Below are 18,147 nucleotides of genomic sequence, written 5' to 3'. Positions count from 1 at the left end.
CTTTTTATAAGAATAATCTACCGTCAGAGAAATGTTCTCATTAAATGCCAAAGGGGAGGGCGCTATCGCTACGCGGTTGTGTAGGAAGTGCTGGACGCCCAAGGCGTTTTAAAATTAATATTTAATTTTGCGAGTGAGTAAAAAATGAATCTGACGTTTGAAGAGGCTTCAATTGGATCATTATTAGACGCGCCTGATGAACTGGATACTCTGAACTTCGGGATTATTGGCTTTGATGACGCTGCAAAAGTAGTGATTTACAATGCTTTTGAGGCCTCAAGCGCGGCCCTGCGCCAGGAACGTGTCTTAGGTAAAAATTTATTCTTGGAAATTGCTCCATGCTTGAATAATGCCATGGTCGCTCAAAGATTTGAGAATGAACCTGAACTGGACGTGATCATTTCTTACGTTCTGGCACTTAGAATGCGGCCAATCCCCGTTCGAATGAGACTACTCAAAAAAATGGATAACAGCACCCGCTTCCTACTGATTGAGTGGGCAAAAAAATGAATAGTATTGAGCCGGGGGCTGACTCAATCGAGTCAGAATACGAAGCATTACTCTCATTCATGTATCTATCACCTGTCGGATTGGTAAGGACCAATCCCAGTGGTGTCATTGATATGCTTAATCCCATGGCAACACAATTGTTGATGCCATTGGTCAAGCTCACTGGACTAGAAAATCTGTTTGAAACGCTTTCTTCCGTGGCGCCGGAGTTACGTAACATGGTAACAAGTTTTCGAGAGTCGTGCGGGTCAATATGTGTAGGTCACAGAATTCACGTGTCGCCTGCATCGGAAGGGGGTATTGTTCTGACGTGTACAATTGTGAAGATCAATAACGAGGTTCTGATAACGGTTTTGACTGATATCTCTTGCCAGGTGGCGACTGAAAGGCGACTAAGGCAGACCGACTCATGGCTGGATGCGATCTATACCATAGTAAATGATTTCGCAGTGCTCGGTTTGACTAAACAGGGAGTCATTAATAGCTGGAGCCCTTCGGCAGAGCGTTTAACAGGTTACACGGAATCCGAGGCTATCGGAGAGACGTTGCGCCGATTCTGTAACTTGCCAGACGTGGATGTTGATGTCTTTGATGAGCATCTCACATTCGCGCGCGAAGAAGGTTGGCATTCACGAGACTATCTTTGCCAACACAAATCAGGACACACCTTTTTTGCTCAAACCATGATCGCTGTTCTGCGCGAAGAGGATGACGAGTTTTCTGGCTATACCGTTGTGTGCCGAGATATCACCGAGCGGAAGGTGTCGAGTGATAACCTGGCCAATTTACTCACCAAAGACCATCTCACGGGCGCAGTTAATCGCGCTCATTTTTTCAATTTGGCAGAGAAAGAGTTTGCTCGGGCAAATCGATACGGCCAATCAATATCGATCATCATGCTGGACGCCGATCACTTCAAACAAGTGAATGATAGTTGGGGGCATCCCATGGGTGACGAGGTTCTCAAGTCTATCGTTAAAATTGCTGAGGGCGTTCTTCGGCCCGGAGATACTATCGCCAGGTTTGGGGGCGAAGAATTTGCGGTTATGTTGCCTAAGAGCAATGGCCTCGAGGCTTCAGTTGTTGCGGAGCGACTCAGGAGCAGCATTGAAGCATCCAGTGTAAGCTCCGCCGGTGGGGAAATAAAAATCACTGTCAGTATTGGTTGTGCCTCGATGAGTGAATCGCGATCCACTCTCAAGCAGTTGCTGGTCTGCGCAGATGCCGCGCTCTACCACGCAAAATCCAAGGGTAGAAACTGTATAGTCGATATTGATGACTTCTGATCGTTGGAATCATGTTTCTCCACACCGCGATCTTCGCCACGGTGTGTTTGAGCTGTCGGTGGATGATCAGGTGAAGGTGGGTGCGGCATCCATGTTAATCGAGCTCCTGAGTCAACGTTACCAGGTGCCGGATGTCGTCCCCGGCAAACTGAGCTTGCCACTATCGACGAACCGCATGGTGCCGAACAAGCCTGCGGCGAGTTTTCCACGTAGTACGTACGGCAGGTTGTTGAGGGTCTGCGTCTGGCTCAGTCCCAGGGTCTGGCGCAACACCGAGAACGCCGAAACGCTGACCGGAACCGTCAGCACGGTTTCCGAAAAGCGCGGGATCGAGCCCGACTGATCGCTGACTCCCGAGGCGAGCGGTTGGCCGTTGACCTCGAGGTCCAGGGCCACGCCGTTGTAATCAATGGGGGTCTCATTGGGGTTCTGCACACGGATCTTCAGCGCAAACCGTACCTCCATGTCCTGGCCCTGCAGGGGCTCGATGCCGACCACGTTGATGTTGACCGGGTCGCGATTGGGAAAGAGCGCGCAGGCGCTCAGGGAGAGCATCAGCAAGGACAGGATAACGGCGTGGATACTGCGCATGACAGGCTCTCTTCAAGTAAAGGGCTGAACCGCTGCCGACGCAGCCCTCAAGCCGTGTCAGCGGTTCAACTGTGCGACCGCCGCAACGGTTACCGGTTCACCCTTGGCCGCAACATCGGGGTTTTCCATGACCTGGAGGATCGAGGCTTCCGGGTCGAAATCGTCTTCTTCCAGCTCGATGAATTCTTCCGGCAGGAAGATGTTCAGCACGATAGCGCACAACGCGCCGACAGTGATCGGCGATTCGAAGATGTTGTGCAGCGCCATGGGCAGCTCGCGCAACACTTCGGGGACGGCCGCGACGCCAAGGCCCATGCCCAGGGAAATCGCCACGATCAACATATTGCGCCGGTGCAGGCCAGCCTCGGCGAGGATCTTGATACCGGCCACCGCCACGGTTCCGAACATCACCAACTCAGCGCCGCCGAGCACTGGCTTGGGCATTAACTGCAACACCGCGCCGATCATCGGGAACAATCCGAGCACTACCAGGAGGCCGGCAATGAAAAACGCGACATAGCGGCTGGCCACGCCAGTGAGCTGAATCACCCCGTTGTTCTGGGCGAAGGTCACCATGGGCATGCTGTTGAACACCGCGGCCATGGCCGAGTTGAGGCCATCGGCAAGCAGGCCGGACTTGATTCGCCGGATGTACACCGGGCCTTTGACCGGTTGCCGGGAAATCATCGAGTTGGCCGTGAGGTCACCGGCCGCTTCCAGCGGCGACACGAGGAAGATCACCGCCACTGGGACGAACGCGACCCAATCGAAATTGAAACCATATTTGAACGGCACCGGCACGCTCATCAGGGGCACGTCGGGCATGTTCGAGAAACTGACGTCACCCATCATCCAGGCCACGAAATAGCCAAGGGTCAGGCCGATGACGATGGCCCCCAGACGCAGGAATGGCACGTCGACCCGGTTCAGCACGATGATGGTGCCCAGCACCAGAGCGGCGAGCGCCAGGTGATGGGCACCGCCCAGGTCGGTGGCGCCGAAGCCGCCAGCGATATCGGTCATCGCCACCTTGATCAGCGACAGCCCCATGAGCGTGATGATGGTGCCGGTGACCACCGGGGTGATCAGCATCCGCAGTTTGCCGATGAACTGGCTCAAAACCACTTCGATGAAGGCGGCAAAAAAGCACACGCCGAAGATCGTCGAAAGGATCTCATCGGTGCCGCCGCCACGGGCCTTGACCATGAAACCGGCGCTGAGAATCACGCTGATGAACGAGAAACTGGTGCCTTGCAGGCACAACAACCCGGAACCGATAGGCCCGAAGCGTCGCGCCTGGACGAACGTGCCGAGCCCGGAAACGAACAGCGCCATGCTGATCAGGTAGGGCACTTCGCTTTGCAGGCCCAAGGCGCTGCCCATGATCAGGGTGGGGGTGATGATGCCGACAAAACTCGCCAGAACGTGCTGCAAGGCGGCGAAGACGGTGGCGGTGAGATGAGGGCGATCGTTGAGGCCGTAGATCAGATCGTTGTTGCGCGCAGCAGAGGCTTTTTCGGAGGCGGTCATGGTGATATGCGTGCCAAAAGGCGGGCCGGGTCAGAAAATGGAGGCGCAGGATGCCAGAAAGCTGGGAAAACAGTAACCAAGGGTTACAGAAATCCTGCTGCGGCGCTGCCAGGAACCTCAAGTGCCGGGCTTGAAAGCTGCCAGCAGATCCTCTTCGAACGCCTTTTGCGCATCCCCTGGCGACTGGGCGCGATGGCGGGCGAGCTGGAATGCCACTTCGAAACGGGTTCCATCATGCCGTACCGCGCGTAACAAGCCTTTTTCCTCCCAGCTTCGGGCGTAGTGGCCGGGTAGATAACCGATATGCCGGCCCGACAGAATGAACGCGAGCGTGCCTTCCACTTGCTCCGACCGCGCCGAACAAGGGGTCCCTTGAAAGGGGTCGTCGCGGCGCAGGAAGCGGTAGGGGTGGTCTACGCGATCACTGGCCTGCAGCGTTTGGTCGAGCGGCGCGTCGGTGCTGAAGAGTGGGTGGCCCGGGGCGCAGTACAGCTGCTGGCTCTCCCTGAACAGTTCACGGTAGTCAAACGCGTGCTGCGCCAGGGAGAAATAGCCGATGGCTAGATCCAGGCGTTGTTGCAACAGCAGCCTTTCCATTTCGCCGGGCATCGCGCTGATCAGTTCGATGCGCACCGACTCGTCGCGCTGGCGAAAGCGCCGTATCGCCTCGGCCACCCGTTGCAGCACCGATTGATCGAGCGCTTCGGACAACCCGACTCGCACTTCACCTATCAAGCGCCCGGCCACGCCATTGGATTGATGGCGGAAGGTTTCGATGGACTCGAACAGGGTGCGGATTGCGCCGAGCAGTTCCGCGCCCTTGGGCGTGACGTTAAATCCGCCTTTGCCACGACTGCATAACCGGTAGCCGAGCCGGGTTTCAAGCTTGGCCATCTGCTGACTGATGCTCGACTGGCTCAAGCCAAGTTCGCCTTGGGCGGCACTGAAACCACCGCACTCGACCACGCGTACAAACAAACGCAGAAGCTGCAGGTCCAGGTCGTGAAGTTGGCCAAGCATCAAACATTACTCCGTGATAATGCCAGGATAACAAAGTTGGTATTTTGCCAATGTATCCGACCGCGCATTGTGGCGTCACTCCGTAGATGTCAAACCAAGGAATATGCGATGGACGCCCCAATGCTGAACGATCAAGCCATGACCCGCGACAGCCTCTACGGTACTGCTGCGGAAAGCACCTACGCCGGCATCACCAGTTTCATGCGTCGTCGCTACAGCCGCGACCTGTGCGGAGTCGACGTGGCAGTCAGCGGCGTGCCGTTCGATACCGCAACCAGCAACCGTCCCGGTGCGCGTTTCGGTCCACGGGGCATTCGTGCAGCGTCGGCCGGGATCGCCTGGGAGCGCCACTGGCCGTGGACGTTCGATCCGTTCGACCACCTGGCGGTGGTCGATTTCGGTGATTGCACATTCGACTATGGCGCGCCGCACTCGATACCCCACAGCATCGAGGCCCACGCGGAACATATCCTTGCGGCCGGCAGCGCGATGCTGACCTTGGGTGGCGATCATTTCGTCACCTATCCACTGCTCAAGGCCCATGCGCGTAAACATGGCCCGCTGTCGCTGATCCATTTCGACGCCCACAGCGATACCTGGCCGGACGAGGCGGGCAAGCGGGTCGACCATGGCACGATGTTCTGGCACGCCGCACGCGAGGGCCTGGTGGAACCGTCGCGCTCGGTGCAGATCGGCTTGCGCACGACCAATGACGATGCCATGGGCTTTGCGATACTCGATGCACGCCAGGTGCATCGACGCGGCTGCGAGTCGATCGTCGAGGCCATCCGCGCCCGGGTGGGGGATAATCCGGTGTACCTGACGTTCGATATCGACTGCCTGGATCCGGCATTCGCCCCCGGCACCGGAACCCCCGTATGTGGAGGCTTGAGCACGGTACAGGCGCTGGAAATCCTGGGTGGTTTGCGCGGCATCAATCTGGTGGGCATGGACGTGGTGGAAGTTGCTCCGGCCTACGACAGCGCCGAGATCACTTCCCTCGCAGCAGCGACTTTGGCGATGGAAATGCTTTGCCTGTATGCGGCCAGACACAAGGTCGACCGTTGAAGCAATACCCTGCAGGAGCAAGGCTTGCCCGCGATGGCGATAGTGCGTTCACCAGCGCTTCGCGAGCAAGCCGGTCAAGCAGTGGTTCGGTCAGGCGACCGGAATCTTCGGCAGGTCCAGGATCCGGTCGCCGCTGAAGCGCGAAAAGGAGCCCGCCAGGGTTTCATGCGGCACGCCCTTGGGCACGTCGCTCACTTCATCCAGCCGCGCCATTTGCCCGGCATCCAATTCCACCGCCAGCGCCCCCAGGGTCGAGTCCAGCTGTTCACGGGTACGCGAACCCAGGATCGGAATCAACGTGGTCGTCGACTGCCGGGCTTTTTCCCGCAGCCATGCGATCGCCACATGGGTCGGGCTGGCAGCCAGTTCCCCGGCTACGGCGAGCAGCGTATCGAGCAGGGCGGTCTCGCGGGCGCCTTTTTCCGCGTGGATCAGCATGCCCAACTTGGCTGCGCGGTTATCCCCGTCGCTATTGCGGTACTTGCCCGTGAGGAACCCGCCACCCAGGGGCGACCACAAGGTCGCGGCGAGGCCCAGGGCCTCGGCCATTGGCAGCTGCTCACGTTCGACGCTGCGTTCGGCCAGGCTGTATTCGACCTGGAGTGCGACAATCGGCGCAAACCCGCGAACCTCGGCCAGCAGATCGGCCCGGGCAATGCGCCACGCCGGGAAATTCGACAGCCCCGCGTAGTGAATCTTGCCGGCACGCACCAGGTCGTCAAAACCTCGCAGAATCTCCTCCATTGGCGTGACGCCGTCGCTCATGTGCGCCCAGAACAGGTCAAGACGATCGGTTTTGAGGCGGGTCAGGCTCTCCTCGACAGCCCGGACCATATTCTTGCGATTGTTACCCGTGTGTGAAATGCCGTCTGCCGGAGTGGTACCCAAGGTGTATTTGCTGGCGATAACCAGCCGATCCCGCTCCGGCGCGATGAACTCGCTGAGCATGCTCTCAGACTGCCCGGCCTGATAACCATTGGCGGTATCGATGAAGTTGCCGCCGGCTTCCAGATAGCCGTCGAAAATGCGCATGGCCTCGTCGCGCTCCGCGCCGTGCCCCCAGCCCGTGCCAAAATTGCCGGCCCCCAGGGCCAGCTCCGAAACGCGCAAGCCGGTTTTACGGCCGAATACTTTGTAGTGCATGGCGGTGACTCCTGGAGCGAGCGGTGGGGGCTCGACATGAATGTTGTGCGATATTCGCTTAATATTACGTACGTAATATTAACCGTCAAGGTATTTTTCCACTGGCTGACGGCTAGCGCCCAAGCGCTCATGGCATACTGCCGCGCATGACCATCGACTCGCCGTTAAGCGCCTGGCAGCAGGCCATCGAACAGAAAGGTTTCGTCCAGGACGAAGCCCAGGAACATGCCGTGTGGGCCCTGCAGAAATGCTACGAGGCCCTGCACGAGGGGCGTCCGGGCGTGACCGGTGTCTATCTGTGGGGCCCCGTTGGGCGAGGCAAGACCTGGCTGATGGATCAGTTCTATCAAAGCCTGCGAGTCCCTGCCCGGCGCCAGCATTTCCATCATTTCATGGGCTGGGTGCACCAGCGGTCATTTCAGCTGACCGGTACCGCAGACCCGCTTAAAAGCCTGGCCCGGGAACTCGCCGAAGAAGTTCGGGTGCTGTGCTTCGATGAGCTGTTCGTCAATGACATTGGCGATGCGATCATCCTCGGGCGGTTGTTCCAGGTGATGTTCGAGCAGGGCGTGGTTGTGGTGTGCACTTCCAATCTGCCCCCTGACCAACTGTATGCCGACGGTTTCAACCGCGACCGGTTCGTGCCCGCCATCGAGGCGATCAAACAGCACATGCAGGTCATTGCAGTGGACGGCGCTGAAGACCATCGCCTGCATCCGGGCGCCGGGTTGCAGCGCTACTGGGTTGCAGAGCCCGGGCAGCCCAGTGCCTTGCACGAGGTGTTCTGGACATTGACCCTCGGCCAGTCGGTCTCCAGCGAGCCGATCGCGGTCGGTCACCGCTCGCTGCCGGTGGTACAGGCCAGCAAAAGCGTGCTCTGGTGCCGTTACGCCGACCTGTGCGAGCAACCCTTCGCCGCGATGGACTTCATGGTCCTGTGCGACACTTTCAAGGCTATCCTGTTGAGTGAAGTGCCGAACCTCAGCGCGCAAAAGCGTACCGGACGCATTGCCCGGGGCACTGAAGACGGGGTCGAGCGAGTGGCCGCTGGTGATCGCGAGTTACCTCAGTTGTCGGTGCATGATGACGGCGTGCGTCGATTCATCGCGCTGGTCGACGAATGTTACGATCGCAAGGTGCCGCTCTACCTTGAGGCCCAGGTATCCATGGCCGAGCTTTACACTGAGGGATATCTGGAATTTCCGTTCCGCCGCACCCTCAGTCGCTTGCAGGAAATGCAGCTGCAACGTTTTGCCGAGGTCTGACAACCGGGAAGCGAACCCATGTCTCACACGCTGTCGCATCATCTGCTGACCATGGCTTATCAGAACGCCTGGGCCAATCATCGGCTCGCCAAAGCATGGGGGCGTTTGGCCCCTGTGGAATTGGCGGCACCACGGGTCAGCTTCTTCCCCAGTCTCACAGCCACCTTGAATCACATCCTGACCTGCGACTGGTTCTACGTGGACGCGCTGGAGCGCGAGTTGCGCGGTGACGATCCGCATCCCGATTGCCAGGTGTTCTTCAGCCTGGATGAGCCCTGTACCACGGCTGCCGATCTGCAGCGCGAGCAGGCGCTGGTGGACCGGCGGCTGATCGCTTATTGCGAGCAGATGCGCGATAGCGATCTGGGCAAGATCGTGACCATTGCCCGTGACACGCCGCAGCATGACTGCCGATTGCGCATGCTCTCGCACTCGTTCGAACATCAGATTCACCATCGCGGGCAGGTCCATGCAATGCTCAGCTCAACCTCGGTGCAGCCGCCGCAGCTGGACGAGTTTTTTTGCGTGGGGGAGGCGGGCTTACGGGCTGAGGATTTTGCCGAGCTGGGATGGACCGAGGGATTGATCTGGGGGCATTGATCGGCAGGCTGGTATTCAATGCTTTGGGCGCAAAATGGGCTGCATTGCTGTTGATTTGTGATCGCGCTTGATAGATTCAGCGGCAGTTACTTCACGTGTGATCGAGGATGGAAATGGAATCCGCAGAAATTCTGGTACTTCAGGCCAGCTACACCAATGCCCTGCATGCCGAGGCCATCAGCCTGGTATTGAACCACTATGCAGAAGACCCGATGGGAGGCGGACATTCGCTGCCGGTCGATGTATTGGAAAACCTTGCGGGCGAACTGGCGAAGCGGCCACACGCCTTCAGCGTCCTGGCTTTCGTCAACGGCGAGCCGGCCGGTCTGGTCAATTGCTTTGAGGGTTTTTCGACGTTTGCCTGCAAGCCGCTGGTCAATGTGCACGACGTCGCCGTCGTGAAGAAATTTCGCGGTTTGGGGTTGAGTCAGAAGATGCTGCAAAAGGTTGAGGACATCGCCCGCCAGCGTGGCTGCTGCAAGATCACCCTGGAGGTTCTGGAGGGTAACGCCATTGCCCAGGCGTCCTATGGAAAATTCGGATTTGCCGCCGGGATGTTCGATCCGGCCCACGGTCGCATGCTGTTCTGGACCAAGGCGCTGTAAGACCTGAACCAGGCGAGGCGGGGGAGCAGGCTCCCTCGCCACAGCCTTGAGCTCGTTATGGTTTGTAGTGCTCCGTCATTTGTGCGGTCTGATCGTCCGGAACCCGCACTTGCGGCGCTGGCTGTTGCTGATTCGCCTGCTGGCTCAATCGCAAAGTCTCGTAGTAATAGCGCATGCGTTCAGCGCCGCCTTCCGCCCAGGCGGCTGTCGTGCCCAGCATCATCAAACTGGCGAGGATCAGGGTTGTAGATTTCATGGTGTGCCTCCCACTACAGGTTTCGGGTGCCCTTTCTTCCATGAAGCAATGTTGAAAGGGCATTATCCGCCGATTCCGTTAATTGGGAACTAACAGCTTTTAAATCTTCCAATCGAGGCTCAGGGTCACGGTACGCGGGTCGCCCCAGTAGTTGCCGTTATAGAAGCCGACATTCTCGTAGTACTTCTTGTCGAGCAGGTTGTTCACGTTGAGCGACGCCGACAGGTGCTGGTCGAACTCGTAGCGCGACATCAGGTTGACCAGGGTGTAGGCGTCCTGGCTGATGTTGGTGCGCTGGGTGATGATATTGCCTGCAGCGTTGCGCCCCACCGGGCGACTCGCGGCGCGGTAGATCTCGCTTTGCCAGTTAAGCGCGCCGCCCACCGTCAGCGCATGCCAGTTGCCTGGAAGCCGATAGGCCGTGGACAGGCGGAACATGTTCAGGGGCGCGGTGGTGTTGGTGCGGTTCTTTTCGCCGTTGACCGAGTGGGTATAGGTGTAACCGGCGGTCATGTTCCAGTCGGCCATCACCTCGCCGGACAGTTCGGCTTCGAAACCCCGGACCTTGGTGCCCTTGCCATTGGCCTTGTAGAACTCCTCTCCGGTGACCGGATCCGGTGGCACCGAATCGTCGAGCTCGGCGACGTTGTCCTGATCACTCCAGAACAGCGCCGTAGCCAGGTTGAGGCGCTCCTGAAGCAGGCTGCCCTTGAGTCCCAATTCATAGTTGCTGCCCACCACCGGTTCGAGGTACTTGCGGTTGGCGTCGCGATTGGTTTGCGGCTTGAAGATGTCGGTGTAGCTGACGTAGGCGGTGTACTCGGGTGTGATGTCGTAGAGCAACCCGGCGTAAGGCGTCCACATGTCGTTGTGTTTCTGGCTGGTATCGTCCACTGCGCTCAACACCTGATTGGCGTCGTAACTATTGGTGGTGCTCGACGATTTCCAGCTGCCATAGCGGCTGCCAAGTACGGCGTGTAACTCATCGGTCAGGCTCAGGCGTGTGGCCAGGTAACCGGCTTTCTGCTCGGTGCTGCTGGTGGACCCGGTGAGGCTGGTCACCGTGTCGGAGAATTTGCCGATATCGCCCATGTACTTCCAGTCCGGCACGATCGCGTAGTCATCAGCCATCGGACCGTCGGTGTAAGGGTTTCTATCGCTGCGCTGCGCTTGGCCATAACCCATCATCAGTTCATGTTCGCGTCCCAGCAGCGAGTAGGGACCGGACACGTTGAAGTCGTAGGCTTTCATCTTCTGGGTGCCGATCATGTGACTGACGTTGGCCACCATGCCGCTGCGATCGGGCTCGGGGAAGCCGCCTCCGGCGTAGTAGATCTTGCCGTCGGTGTCACTCTCGCGGTGGGTGTAGGCGGCCTTGAGGTGCCAGCCTGCACCCAATTGATGGTCCAGGTTGGCGAAGGCGGTCTGGTCCTTGATCGGCCAGGAACTCCAGGACGTGGCCATGTTGGTCGAACGGCCAAGGTTGGCCTTGCTGCCGTCGGCATTCCAGTAAGGTACGGTGCCCCACGAAGTGCCCTGTACGTGTTTGTTCTGGTAGTCGTAACCCACCGCCAGGGTGGTGGCATCGGTCAGATCGGCTTCGAGCACGCCGTAGCCGACTTCCCGTTGCTGCTGGTATTTGTCGCGGAACGAGTCGCTGTCACGGTATGCCAGCACGCTGCGGCCGCGCAGGCGCCCATCGAAGGCCAATGGCCCGCCAACGTCCAGGTAGGTGTAGTAATTGTCATAGCTGCCGGCGCTGACACCGGTCTTGGCCTCCCATTGCGCAGTCGGGCGTTTGCGCACCATGTTGATGGTCGCGGATGGATCCCCGGCGCCCGTCGTCAGGCCGGTGGCGCCGCGCACGACTTCGATGCGGTCGTAGATGATGGTGTCGGAGTCGGACTTCATGTAACTGAAGGTGTTGAGCATCCCGTCAACCTGGAAGTTGTTGATCGAGTAGCCGCGCGAGGAATAGTTGACCCTGTCGGAGTCGTTGTGTTGCACCACAATGCCGGTGGTCTGGCGCATGGCTTCGGACAGCGAAGTGAGTTTGAAGTCGTCCATTTGCTGGCGCGTGACCACTGAAACCGACTGTGGGGTTTCCTTGATCGACAGGTTCAGGCGCGTGGCGCTGCTCATGGCGCCGGTGGTGTAGGACTGGGTGTTTTCGGTGTTATTGCCCAAGCCCTGGGCGGTGATACTGGTGGCGGTCAGCTCGAGGGCGCCGGCGACCGGAGCCTTTTCAATTTCGCTGTCGGCGAGCAGGTCCGGGCTCAGTGCAACGCTGCACAGGCCCAGGGTTAAAGTCATGGAACGGGTAATAGGCGCGAACATCGCAGCCGACTCCTTGTCGTTGAGGGAAAAATTCCGTTTGCTCAAAGACGAAGGAGGGCGGCGAATATTTAGTGGTAAACAATAATTATAGTATTTGCTGTGGGGTGCCTGGCAGCCTTAATGCTGCACGACTTCCACGGGTTTGGGTTTCATCAGGCTGAAGTCGATCAACGGCCGCTGCTGTTTTTCGTAGGGATTGCCGATCAGCAATGGGCGCGGCTTGAAGCTGTCGCTGACCAGGCTCTTGCTGCGATCGAGCTCATCGAAATTCAGCCCCGCCATGTCCGCCCAGGTGTGGATCAGGTGCGAGCTGCTGTAGGGGCGGCTCAGATCGCCAGCGAAGTTCCAGTCATGGGATTCACGCCATTTCGGCGAGGCCCAGGCCATGAAAGGAATGGTGTACATCGGCGCGGTTGGCTTGTTTTCGTTGCGGCCCAAGGTGCTATGGCCCGGCGAGTCGAAGACGTCTTCTCCATGGTCGGACAGGTACATCAGGAAGCCATTGGGGTCCGTTTTCGCGTAATCCTTGATCAGGCTCGAGACCACGAAGTCGTTATACAGGACCGCATTGTCGTAGCTGTTGTAGGTCGGCAATTGATCGTCACGTACGCCGGCCGGTACACCCTGGCGATCCTTGAACTTGTCGAAGGTCGAGGGGTAACGGTACTGGTAACTCATGTGCGTGCCCAGCAGGTGCACCACGATCAGCTTGCGCGGTGCCGCGTCGGCCAGGGCCTTGTTGAACGGCGCGATGACATCGCCGTCGTACTGGGCGGCGTTCTGGTTACGGTTGTTGTTGAGGTACACCTGCTCGTCGGCTTGCTCGGAGAAGGTCGTCAACATGGTGTTGCGCTTGGTCATGGTCTGCTGGTTGGTGATCCAGAAGGTCTTGTAGCCGGCCTGTTTCATCATGCTGACCAGCGACGGAGTCGACAGATACAACGCCGGGTTATCTTCGTCGGCGAATGTCAGCACCTGCTGCAGCGCTTCAATGGTGTAGGGGCGCGGGGTGATGACGTTGTCAAAGACCGATAACTGGTCCTTGAGCTTGTCCAGCTCAGGGGTGGTATTGCGCGGGTAGCCATACAGGCTCATGCGCTGGCGGTTGGTCGATTCGCCGATCACCAGTACCAGGGTCGCAGGCTGATTGGCTGCGGAGTCGGTAAGGTTTTTCAGCGGAGCGATCTTGCTCGCGCTGTGCAGCATGTCCTGCATGCCGGCGAGGGTATCGAGGTAGCGGTGGTAAGCCACGGCCATCTGCCATGGCACGGCAGGTTCGATGCGGGTTTCGAATTTCTCGAAGCCTTCTGCCAGGCTGCCGGTACGCAGGGTCTGCTTGACCAGCGGATAACCGATCACTGCCACCAGGATGGCCGTTGCTGCCAGGAAGGCCCGCCCGCGAGGCAGGTACACCGGACGCAAGCGGGTCCACAGGAAGTAGGCAAACAGCGTGTGGGCAAGAAAGGCCGCGACCATCCACCAGGCGAAATACTGGGTCATGTACTCGCCAGCTTCAGAGATGTTCGATTCGAACATGATGAAGATGACGCTCTGGGAAAACTCCTGCTGATAGATGAAGAAGTAGCCCAGGCTGGCCATCGAGCAGGCCCACAGCACCACACCGATACAGGCGGCGAGCACACGGGTCTGTCGGGGAAAGAGCAGCATGGGCGCGAGCCAGACCGCGCTCATGATGAAGGCTTGGCGGAAGCCGGTGAAACCCGAGGTGCCGGTCAGCTGGATCAGCAGTTGGGTGATGCCGGAAAAGTACCAGAAGAACACAAACAGCCAGGCAAGCCCGGCCCAGTCGAACCCTTTCGCAGTCGTGTTGCTGCGTTTGAACAAAGCCATTCAGCGCTCCAGCCTAGATAATCGTCGACCGCCGCCAGTGCAAACTGGTGGACGAACGGGCGCGGCACGCCTACCGAGCGGCCACAATGGCGCAGGAGTATCAATGAACGGGTGTGAAAAGTTTGTGAGTTGCAGGAGCGAGCTTGCTCGCCATTGGCGTGAACGATGACGCTGGGTGCCTGATGGCCCGCGGCGGCCTCTCGTTTTTCGCGAGCGAGCTCGCTCCTGCAGGGCGGTCAGGCGCGGTGGGTTACTGGCAGGGCCTGTGGCTGGTGGCCTTGGTTCAGCTGGCGCAATTGCGCAAGCTGCTGCTTCAGCAGGTCGTTCTCTTCTCTGAGCCGGCCCAGTTCATCACGACGGATCGTGACGTAGAGAGTTTGTGCTGGTCGTGCTGCTTGTACTGTGCCCATTGCTCACCTCGCAAATGGTGTTTCAACTGTGAACCTGCCCCCGACGTCGGGCGCTGATTAACTATCGGCTGCAATTTTGATTTCTTTTACCTGCGAAGGGAACTTTTTTATTTTTCGTGGTCGGTGTGTCTTCGCGACGATTCCCGACGTTATCAGTCTGGATCGGGCACAATGCACGGAAACTTCATGGCGACCTGTCTGACTAAGCTGAACAGGTCGCGTTGGGCTATAACCTTTGACACACATTATTTGCAGTAAGGAGCATCAGCACATGCAACTCGGGATTATTGGACTGGGCCGCATGGGCGGTAATATTGCGCGGCGCCTGATGCTCAACGGGCATTCCACCGTTGTCTACGACCGCAATACCGCTTTTGTCGACACCCTGGCCGCAGAAGGCGCCAAGGGCGTCATCGACCTGCCGGCCCTGGTGGCTGGCCTGGCCAAGCCACGTGCCGTCTGGGTCATGCTGCCGGCCGGCGCGCCGACCGAAGACACCATCGACACCCTGAGCACCTTGCTCGAAGCCGGTGACACCATCATCGACGGCGGCAACACCTTCTATAAGGACGACATTCGCCGGGCCAAGAGCTTGTCGGAAAAAGGTCTGCACTACATCGATGTGGGCACCTCCGGTGGCGTCTGGGGCCTTGAGCGGGGTTATTGCATGATGATCGGCGGCGAAGCCGAGGTGGTCAAACGCCTGGATCCGCTGTTCGAAAGCCTGGCCCCTGGCATCGGTGACATCCCGCGCACCAAGGACCGCAAGTCCGATGACGACCGTGCCGAGCGCGGTTACATCCACGCCGGCCCTGCAGGCTCGGGTCATTTCGTGAAGATGATCCACAACGGCATCGAGTACGGAATGATGCAGGCCTTCGCCGAAGGCTTCGATATTCTCAAGACCAAGGCCAGCGAAAACCTGCCTGAAGACCAGCGTTTTGACCTCAACGTCGCCGACATCGCCGAAGTCTGGCGTCGTGGCAGCGTGGTCTCGTCCTGGTTGCTCGACCTGACCGCAGACGCCTTGGCCAGCGATCCGAAACTCGACGGTTACTCGGGTTCCGTAGCTGACAGCGGTGAAGGTCGCTGGACCATCGAGGCGGCCATGGAACAGTCGGTACCGGTTCCCGTGCTGTCGAACTCGCTGTTCTCTCGCTACCGTTCACGCGGGCAGGGCACCTTTGGCGACAAGATTCTCTCGGCCCAGCGGTTCGGCTTCGGCGGCCATGTGGAGACTTCGAAAAAATGACTGGCCTGATCCGCAATAAATCCAAGGCTGAACCAGCACCACCCACCACGCTGTTCCTGTTCGGTGCACATGGTGACCTGGTCAAGCGGCTGCTGATGCCGGCGCTGTACAACCTGAGTCGCGATGGATTGCTGGGGGATGGATTGCGGATCATCGGCGTTGACCACAACGCCATCAGTGACGAAGCCTTTGCGCAGAAGCTCGAGGATTTCATTCGGGCGCAAGCGATGAGCAAAGTCGGCAAGGGCGATGACGCCCTTGACCCGGCGTTGTGGGCCACACTCGCCAAAGGCATCAGCTACGTCCAGGGCGACTTCCTGGACGACAGCACCTATTCAGCCCTGGCGGCGAAAATCGCCGCCAGCGGCACCGGCAATGCGGTGTTCTACCTGGCCACCGCGCCACGTTTCTTCAGCGAAGTGGTGCGTCGACTGGGCGCGGCGAAGCTGCTCGAAGAAACCCCCGAAGCGTTTCGCCGCGTCGTGATCGAAAAGCCTTTTGGCTCCGACCTGCAAACCGCAGAGGCCTTGAACGCGTGCCTGCTCAAGGTGATGTCGGAAAATCAGATCTACCGGATCGATCACTACCTGGGCAAGGAAACCGTACAGAACATTCTGATCAGCCGGTTTTCCAACAGCCTGTTCGAAGCGTTCTGGAACAACCACTACATCGACCATGTGCAGATCACTGCCGCCGAGACCGTCGGCGTGGAAACCCGGGGCAGCTTTTACGAGCACACCGGCGCGTTGCGCGACATGGTGCCCAACCACCTGTTCCAGTTACTGGCGATGGTCGCCATGGAGCCGCCTGCCGCTTTTGGTGCCGACGCGGTACGCGGCGAGAAGGCCAAGGTCGTCGGCGCGATTCGCCCCTGGTCGGTGGAAGAGGCCCGGGCCAACTCGGTGCGAGGCCAGTACACCAGCGGCGAAGTCGACGGCAAGGCATTGCCTGGTTATCGCCAGGAAGGCAACGTTGCGCCCGACAGCACCACCGAAACCTACGTCGCGCTCAAGGTGATGATCGACAACTGGCGCTGGGTCGGGGTGCCGTTCTATTTGCGCACCGGCAAGCGCATGAGCGTGCGCGACACGGAAATCGTCATCTGCTTCAAGCCGGCGCCCTATGCGCAATTTCGCGATACCGAAGTGGATGAACTGCAGCCAACGTATCTGCGCATCCAGATCCAGCCCAACGAAGGCATGTGGTTTGACTTGCTGGCCAAACGTCCTGGCCCGGCGCTGAAGATGGCCAATATCGAGCTGGGTTTTGCCTACAAGGACTACTTTGAAATGCAGCCGTCCACCGGCTATGAGACCTTGATCTACGACTGCCTGACCGGCGACCAGACGCTGTTCCAGCGCGCGGACAACATCGAGAACGGCTGGCGCGCCGTGCAACCCTTCCTCGACGCCTGGCAGCAAGATGCCAGCGTTGAGGGCTATGCCGCCGGTGAAGACGGCCCGCAGGCGGGCGCAGATCTGCTGACTCGCGACGGTCGCGTCTGGCACAGCCTCGGATGAGTGAATTGACCCGAGCGCCGATCCGCTTTTTGCTCAGCGACATGGACGGTACCTTGTTGCTGCCCGACCACAGTCTCAGCCGGCGCACCATCGAGGCCGTTCGCTCACTGCGTGAGGCGGGGGTGCTGTTCAGCCTGGCCACCGGGCGTCCGCCAAAAGCCATGTTGCAGCAGATCGAAGCCCTGGGCGTTGACCTGCCAACGGCGGCATTCAACGGTGGCACCCTGGTTAATCCTGACGGGAGTATTCTGGTTGCCCATTATTTGCCAGCCACCGCAGCGTTGACGGCATTGGCGTTGTTTGCCGATCGCAGCGACGTTGAAGTCTGGGTGTTCAGCGGTGGTGACTGGCTGCTCAAGGATCCCGACGGGCCGATGGTGCCCAGGGAGCAGCATGGGCTGGGTTACCCGCCCGTCGTGGTCGACAGCTTCGAACCCTATCTGGAACGCATCGACAAGATCGTCGCGACCAGCAACAACACCGATCTGTTGATTGAGCTCGAAGCGCTGTTATTGCCCAAGGTGCAAGAGCAGGCGCAGGTCTCGCGTTCGCAACCGGTTTACCTGGACGTCACGGCCATGCAGGCCAACAAGGGCGCGGCACTGGCGACACTGGCCGAGTTTCTTGGCGTGCCCCTGGAGCACACGGCGGCGCTGGGCGATGGCGGCAACGACCCGGCGATGTTTCACCAGGCCGGTTTGTCGATCGCGATGGGGCAGGCGGAAGAGGCGGTGAAGCGCCAGGCGGACGTCGTCACTGGTGCCAACACCGAAGACGGCGTTGCGCAGGCGATTGAGCAGTACATCCTCAACCACCCACACCGCGCCGCACTGTAGGAGCAAAGCTTGCTCGCGATGACGCCCTGTCAGGCGCCATTGATGCCAGATTCACGGCCTCATCTCG

The 18,147-nt window shown here is 59.1% G+C and carries 17 protein-coding genes; 9 read left to right on the top strand and 8 right to left on the bottom strand.

Features of this window, described 5'->3' with window-relative positions:
• The first annotated feature begins 144 nt into the window (after window positions 1–144).
• Both AAEZ05_RS06040 and AAEZ05_RS06035 read left to right on the top strand, forming a co-directional pair.
• Window positions 145–510 carry a PAS domain-containing protein gene (locus AAEZ05_RS06040; protein WP_350601071.1) on the top strand — a complete coding sequence of 122 codons (366 nt, stop codon included), beginning with the start codon at window positions 145–147 and terminating at the stop codon, window positions 508–510.
• Window positions 507–1,796 carry a sensor domain-containing diguanylate cyclase gene (locus AAEZ05_RS06035; protein ID WP_350646807.1) on the top strand — a complete coding sequence of 430 codons (1,290 nt, stop codon included), beginning with the start codon at window positions 507–509 and terminating at the stop codon, window positions 1,794–1,796. The genes AAEZ05_RS06040 and AAEZ05_RS06035 overlap by 4 nt, the downstream gene beginning before the upstream one ends.
• A 117-nt stretch (window positions 1,797–1,913) precedes the next feature.
• Here the strand turns inward: AAEZ05_RS06035 and AAEZ05_RS06030 are convergent, their stop codons facing one another.
• The 3 genes from AAEZ05_RS06030 to AAEZ05_RS06020 all read right to left on the bottom strand — a co-directional run bounded on the left by AAEZ05_RS06030 (window position 1,914) and on the right by AAEZ05_RS06020 (window position 4,937).
• Window positions 1,914–2,387 carry an LEA/WHy family protein gene (locus AAEZ05_RS06030; RefSeq protein WP_045061105.1) on the bottom strand — a complete coding sequence of 158 codons (474 nt, stop codon included), beginning with the start codon at window positions 2,385–2,387 and terminating at the stop codon, window positions 1,914–1,916.
• A gap of 57 nt (window positions 2,388–2,444) precedes the next feature.
• Window positions 2,445–3,917: a nucleobase:cation symporter-2 family protein gene (locus AAEZ05_RS06025; RefSeq protein ID WP_350646806.1), complete on the bottom strand. Its 1,473-nt coding sequence runs from the start codon at window positions 3,915–3,917 to the stop codon at window positions 2,445–2,447.
• 117 nt (window positions 3,918–4,034) lie between these two features.
• Window positions 4,035–4,937, bottom strand: coding sequence for a LysR family transcriptional regulator (locus AAEZ05_RS06020; RefSeq protein ID WP_350646805.1), 903 nt, complete (start codon window positions 4,935–4,937; stop codon window positions 4,035–4,037).
• A 108-nt stretch (window positions 4,938–5,045) separates the two neighbouring features.
• On the opposite strand from AAEZ05_RS06020, the gene speB reads away from it, so the two are divergent.
• Entirely contained in the window at window positions 5,046–6,005 is a 960-nt protein-coding gene (speB, locus tag AAEZ05_RS06015) for an agmatinase (protein WP_350646804.1), read from the top strand.
• A 90-nt stretch (window positions 6,006–6,095) separates the two neighbouring features.
• On the opposite strand, the gene AAEZ05_RS06010 is transcribed toward speB, so the two are convergent.
• Window positions 6,096–7,148 carry an aldo/keto reductase gene (locus AAEZ05_RS06010; protein WP_045061109.1) on the bottom strand — a complete coding sequence of 351 codons (1,053 nt, stop codon included), beginning with the start codon at window positions 7,146–7,148 and terminating at the stop codon, window positions 6,096–6,098.
• A 146-nt stretch (window positions 7,149–7,294) separates the two neighbouring features.
• On the opposite strand from AAEZ05_RS06010, the gene zapE reads away from it, so the two are divergent.
• The 3 genes from zapE to AAEZ05_RS05995 all read left to right on the top strand — a co-directional run bounded on the left by zapE (window position 7,295) and on the right by AAEZ05_RS05995 (window position 9,618).
• Window positions 7,295–8,413 (top strand): cell division protein ZapE, encoded by a 1,119-nt coding sequence (gene zapE, locus AAEZ05_RS06005; RefSeq protein ID WP_045061110.1) that lies wholly within the window; start codon window positions 7,295–7,297, stop codon window positions 8,411–8,413.
• Window positions 8,414–8,431: 18 nt separating this feature from the next.
• A complete protein-coding gene (locus AAEZ05_RS06000; RefSeq protein WP_350646803.1) occupies window positions 8,432–9,013 on the top strand; it encodes a DinB family protein in 582 nt (193 codons plus the stop codon).
• A 113-nt stretch (window positions 9,014–9,126) separates the two neighbouring features.
• Complete coding sequence (locus tag AAEZ05_RS05995) at window positions 9,127–9,618, top strand: GNAT family N-acetyltransferase (RefSeq protein ID WP_045061112.1); 492 nt, start codon at window positions 9,127–9,129, stop codon at window positions 9,616–9,618.
• Window positions 9,619–9,673: 55 nt separating this feature from the next.
• Here the strand turns inward: AAEZ05_RS05995 and AAEZ05_RS05990 are convergent, their stop codons facing one another.
• From AAEZ05_RS05990 to AAEZ05_RS05975, 4 genes are all read right to left on the bottom strand, one after another.
• On the bottom strand, window positions 9,674–9,874 hold the full coding sequence (locus AAEZ05_RS05990; RefSeq protein ID WP_045061113.1) for a hypothetical protein: 201 nt from the start codon (window positions 9,872–9,874) through the stop codon (window positions 9,674–9,676).
• Window positions 9,875–9,973: 99 nt separating this feature from the next.
• Window positions 9,974–12,211, bottom strand: a complete 2,238-nt coding sequence (locus AAEZ05_RS05985) for a TonB-dependent siderophore receptor (RefSeq protein WP_350646802.1) — start codon at window positions 12,209–12,211, stop codon at window positions 9,974–9,976.
• Between the two features lie 117 nt (window positions 12,212–12,328).
• Window positions 12,329–14,062 carry a phosphoethanolamine transferase CptA gene (locus AAEZ05_RS05980; protein ID WP_045061115.1) on the bottom strand — a complete coding sequence of 578 codons (1,734 nt, stop codon included), beginning with the start codon at window positions 14,060–14,062 and terminating at the stop codon, window positions 12,329–12,331.
• A gap of 236 nt (window positions 14,063–14,298) precedes the next feature.
• Window positions 14,299–14,472 carry a DUF6026 family protein gene (locus tag AAEZ05_RS05975; protein WP_205893896.1) on the bottom strand — a complete coding sequence of 58 codons (174 nt, stop codon included), beginning with the start codon at window positions 14,470–14,472 and terminating at the stop codon, window positions 14,299–14,301.
• A gap of 271 nt (window positions 14,473–14,743) precedes the next feature.
• On the opposite strand from AAEZ05_RS05975, the gene gnd reads away from it, so the two are divergent.
• The 3 genes from gnd to AAEZ05_RS05960 are packed head-to-tail and all read left to right on the top strand — an operon-like array spanning window position 14,744 to window position 18,080.
• Window positions 14,744–15,724 (top strand): phosphogluconate dehydrogenase (NAD(+)-dependent, decarboxylating), encoded by a 981-nt coding sequence (gnd, locus tag AAEZ05_RS05970; RefSeq protein ID WP_045061117.1) that lies wholly within the window; start codon window positions 14,744–14,746, stop codon window positions 15,722–15,724.
• Window positions 15,721–17,244 (top strand): glucose-6-phosphate dehydrogenase, encoded by a 1,524-nt coding sequence (zwf, locus tag AAEZ05_RS05965; protein WP_045061118.1) that lies wholly within the window; start codon window positions 15,721–15,723, stop codon window positions 17,242–17,244. The genes gnd and zwf overlap by 4 nt, the downstream gene beginning before the upstream one ends.
• Complete coding sequence (locus AAEZ05_RS05960) at window positions 17,241–18,080, top strand: HAD family hydrolase (RefSeq protein ID WP_350646801.1); 840 nt, start codon at window positions 17,241–17,243, stop codon at window positions 18,078–18,080. The genes zwf and AAEZ05_RS05960 overlap by 4 nt, the downstream gene beginning before the upstream one ends.
• Window positions 18,081–18,147 lie beyond the last annotated feature (67 nt).

The organism is Pseudomonas sp. HY13-MNA-CIBAN-0226, from assembly GCF_040310305.1.
Classification (GTDB): domain Bacteria; phylum Pseudomonadota; class Gammaproteobacteria; order Pseudomonadales; family Pseudomonadaceae; genus Aquipseudomonas; species Aquipseudomonas gregormendelii.
This window is presented reverse-complemented; position numbering and strand designations above follow the sequence as displayed.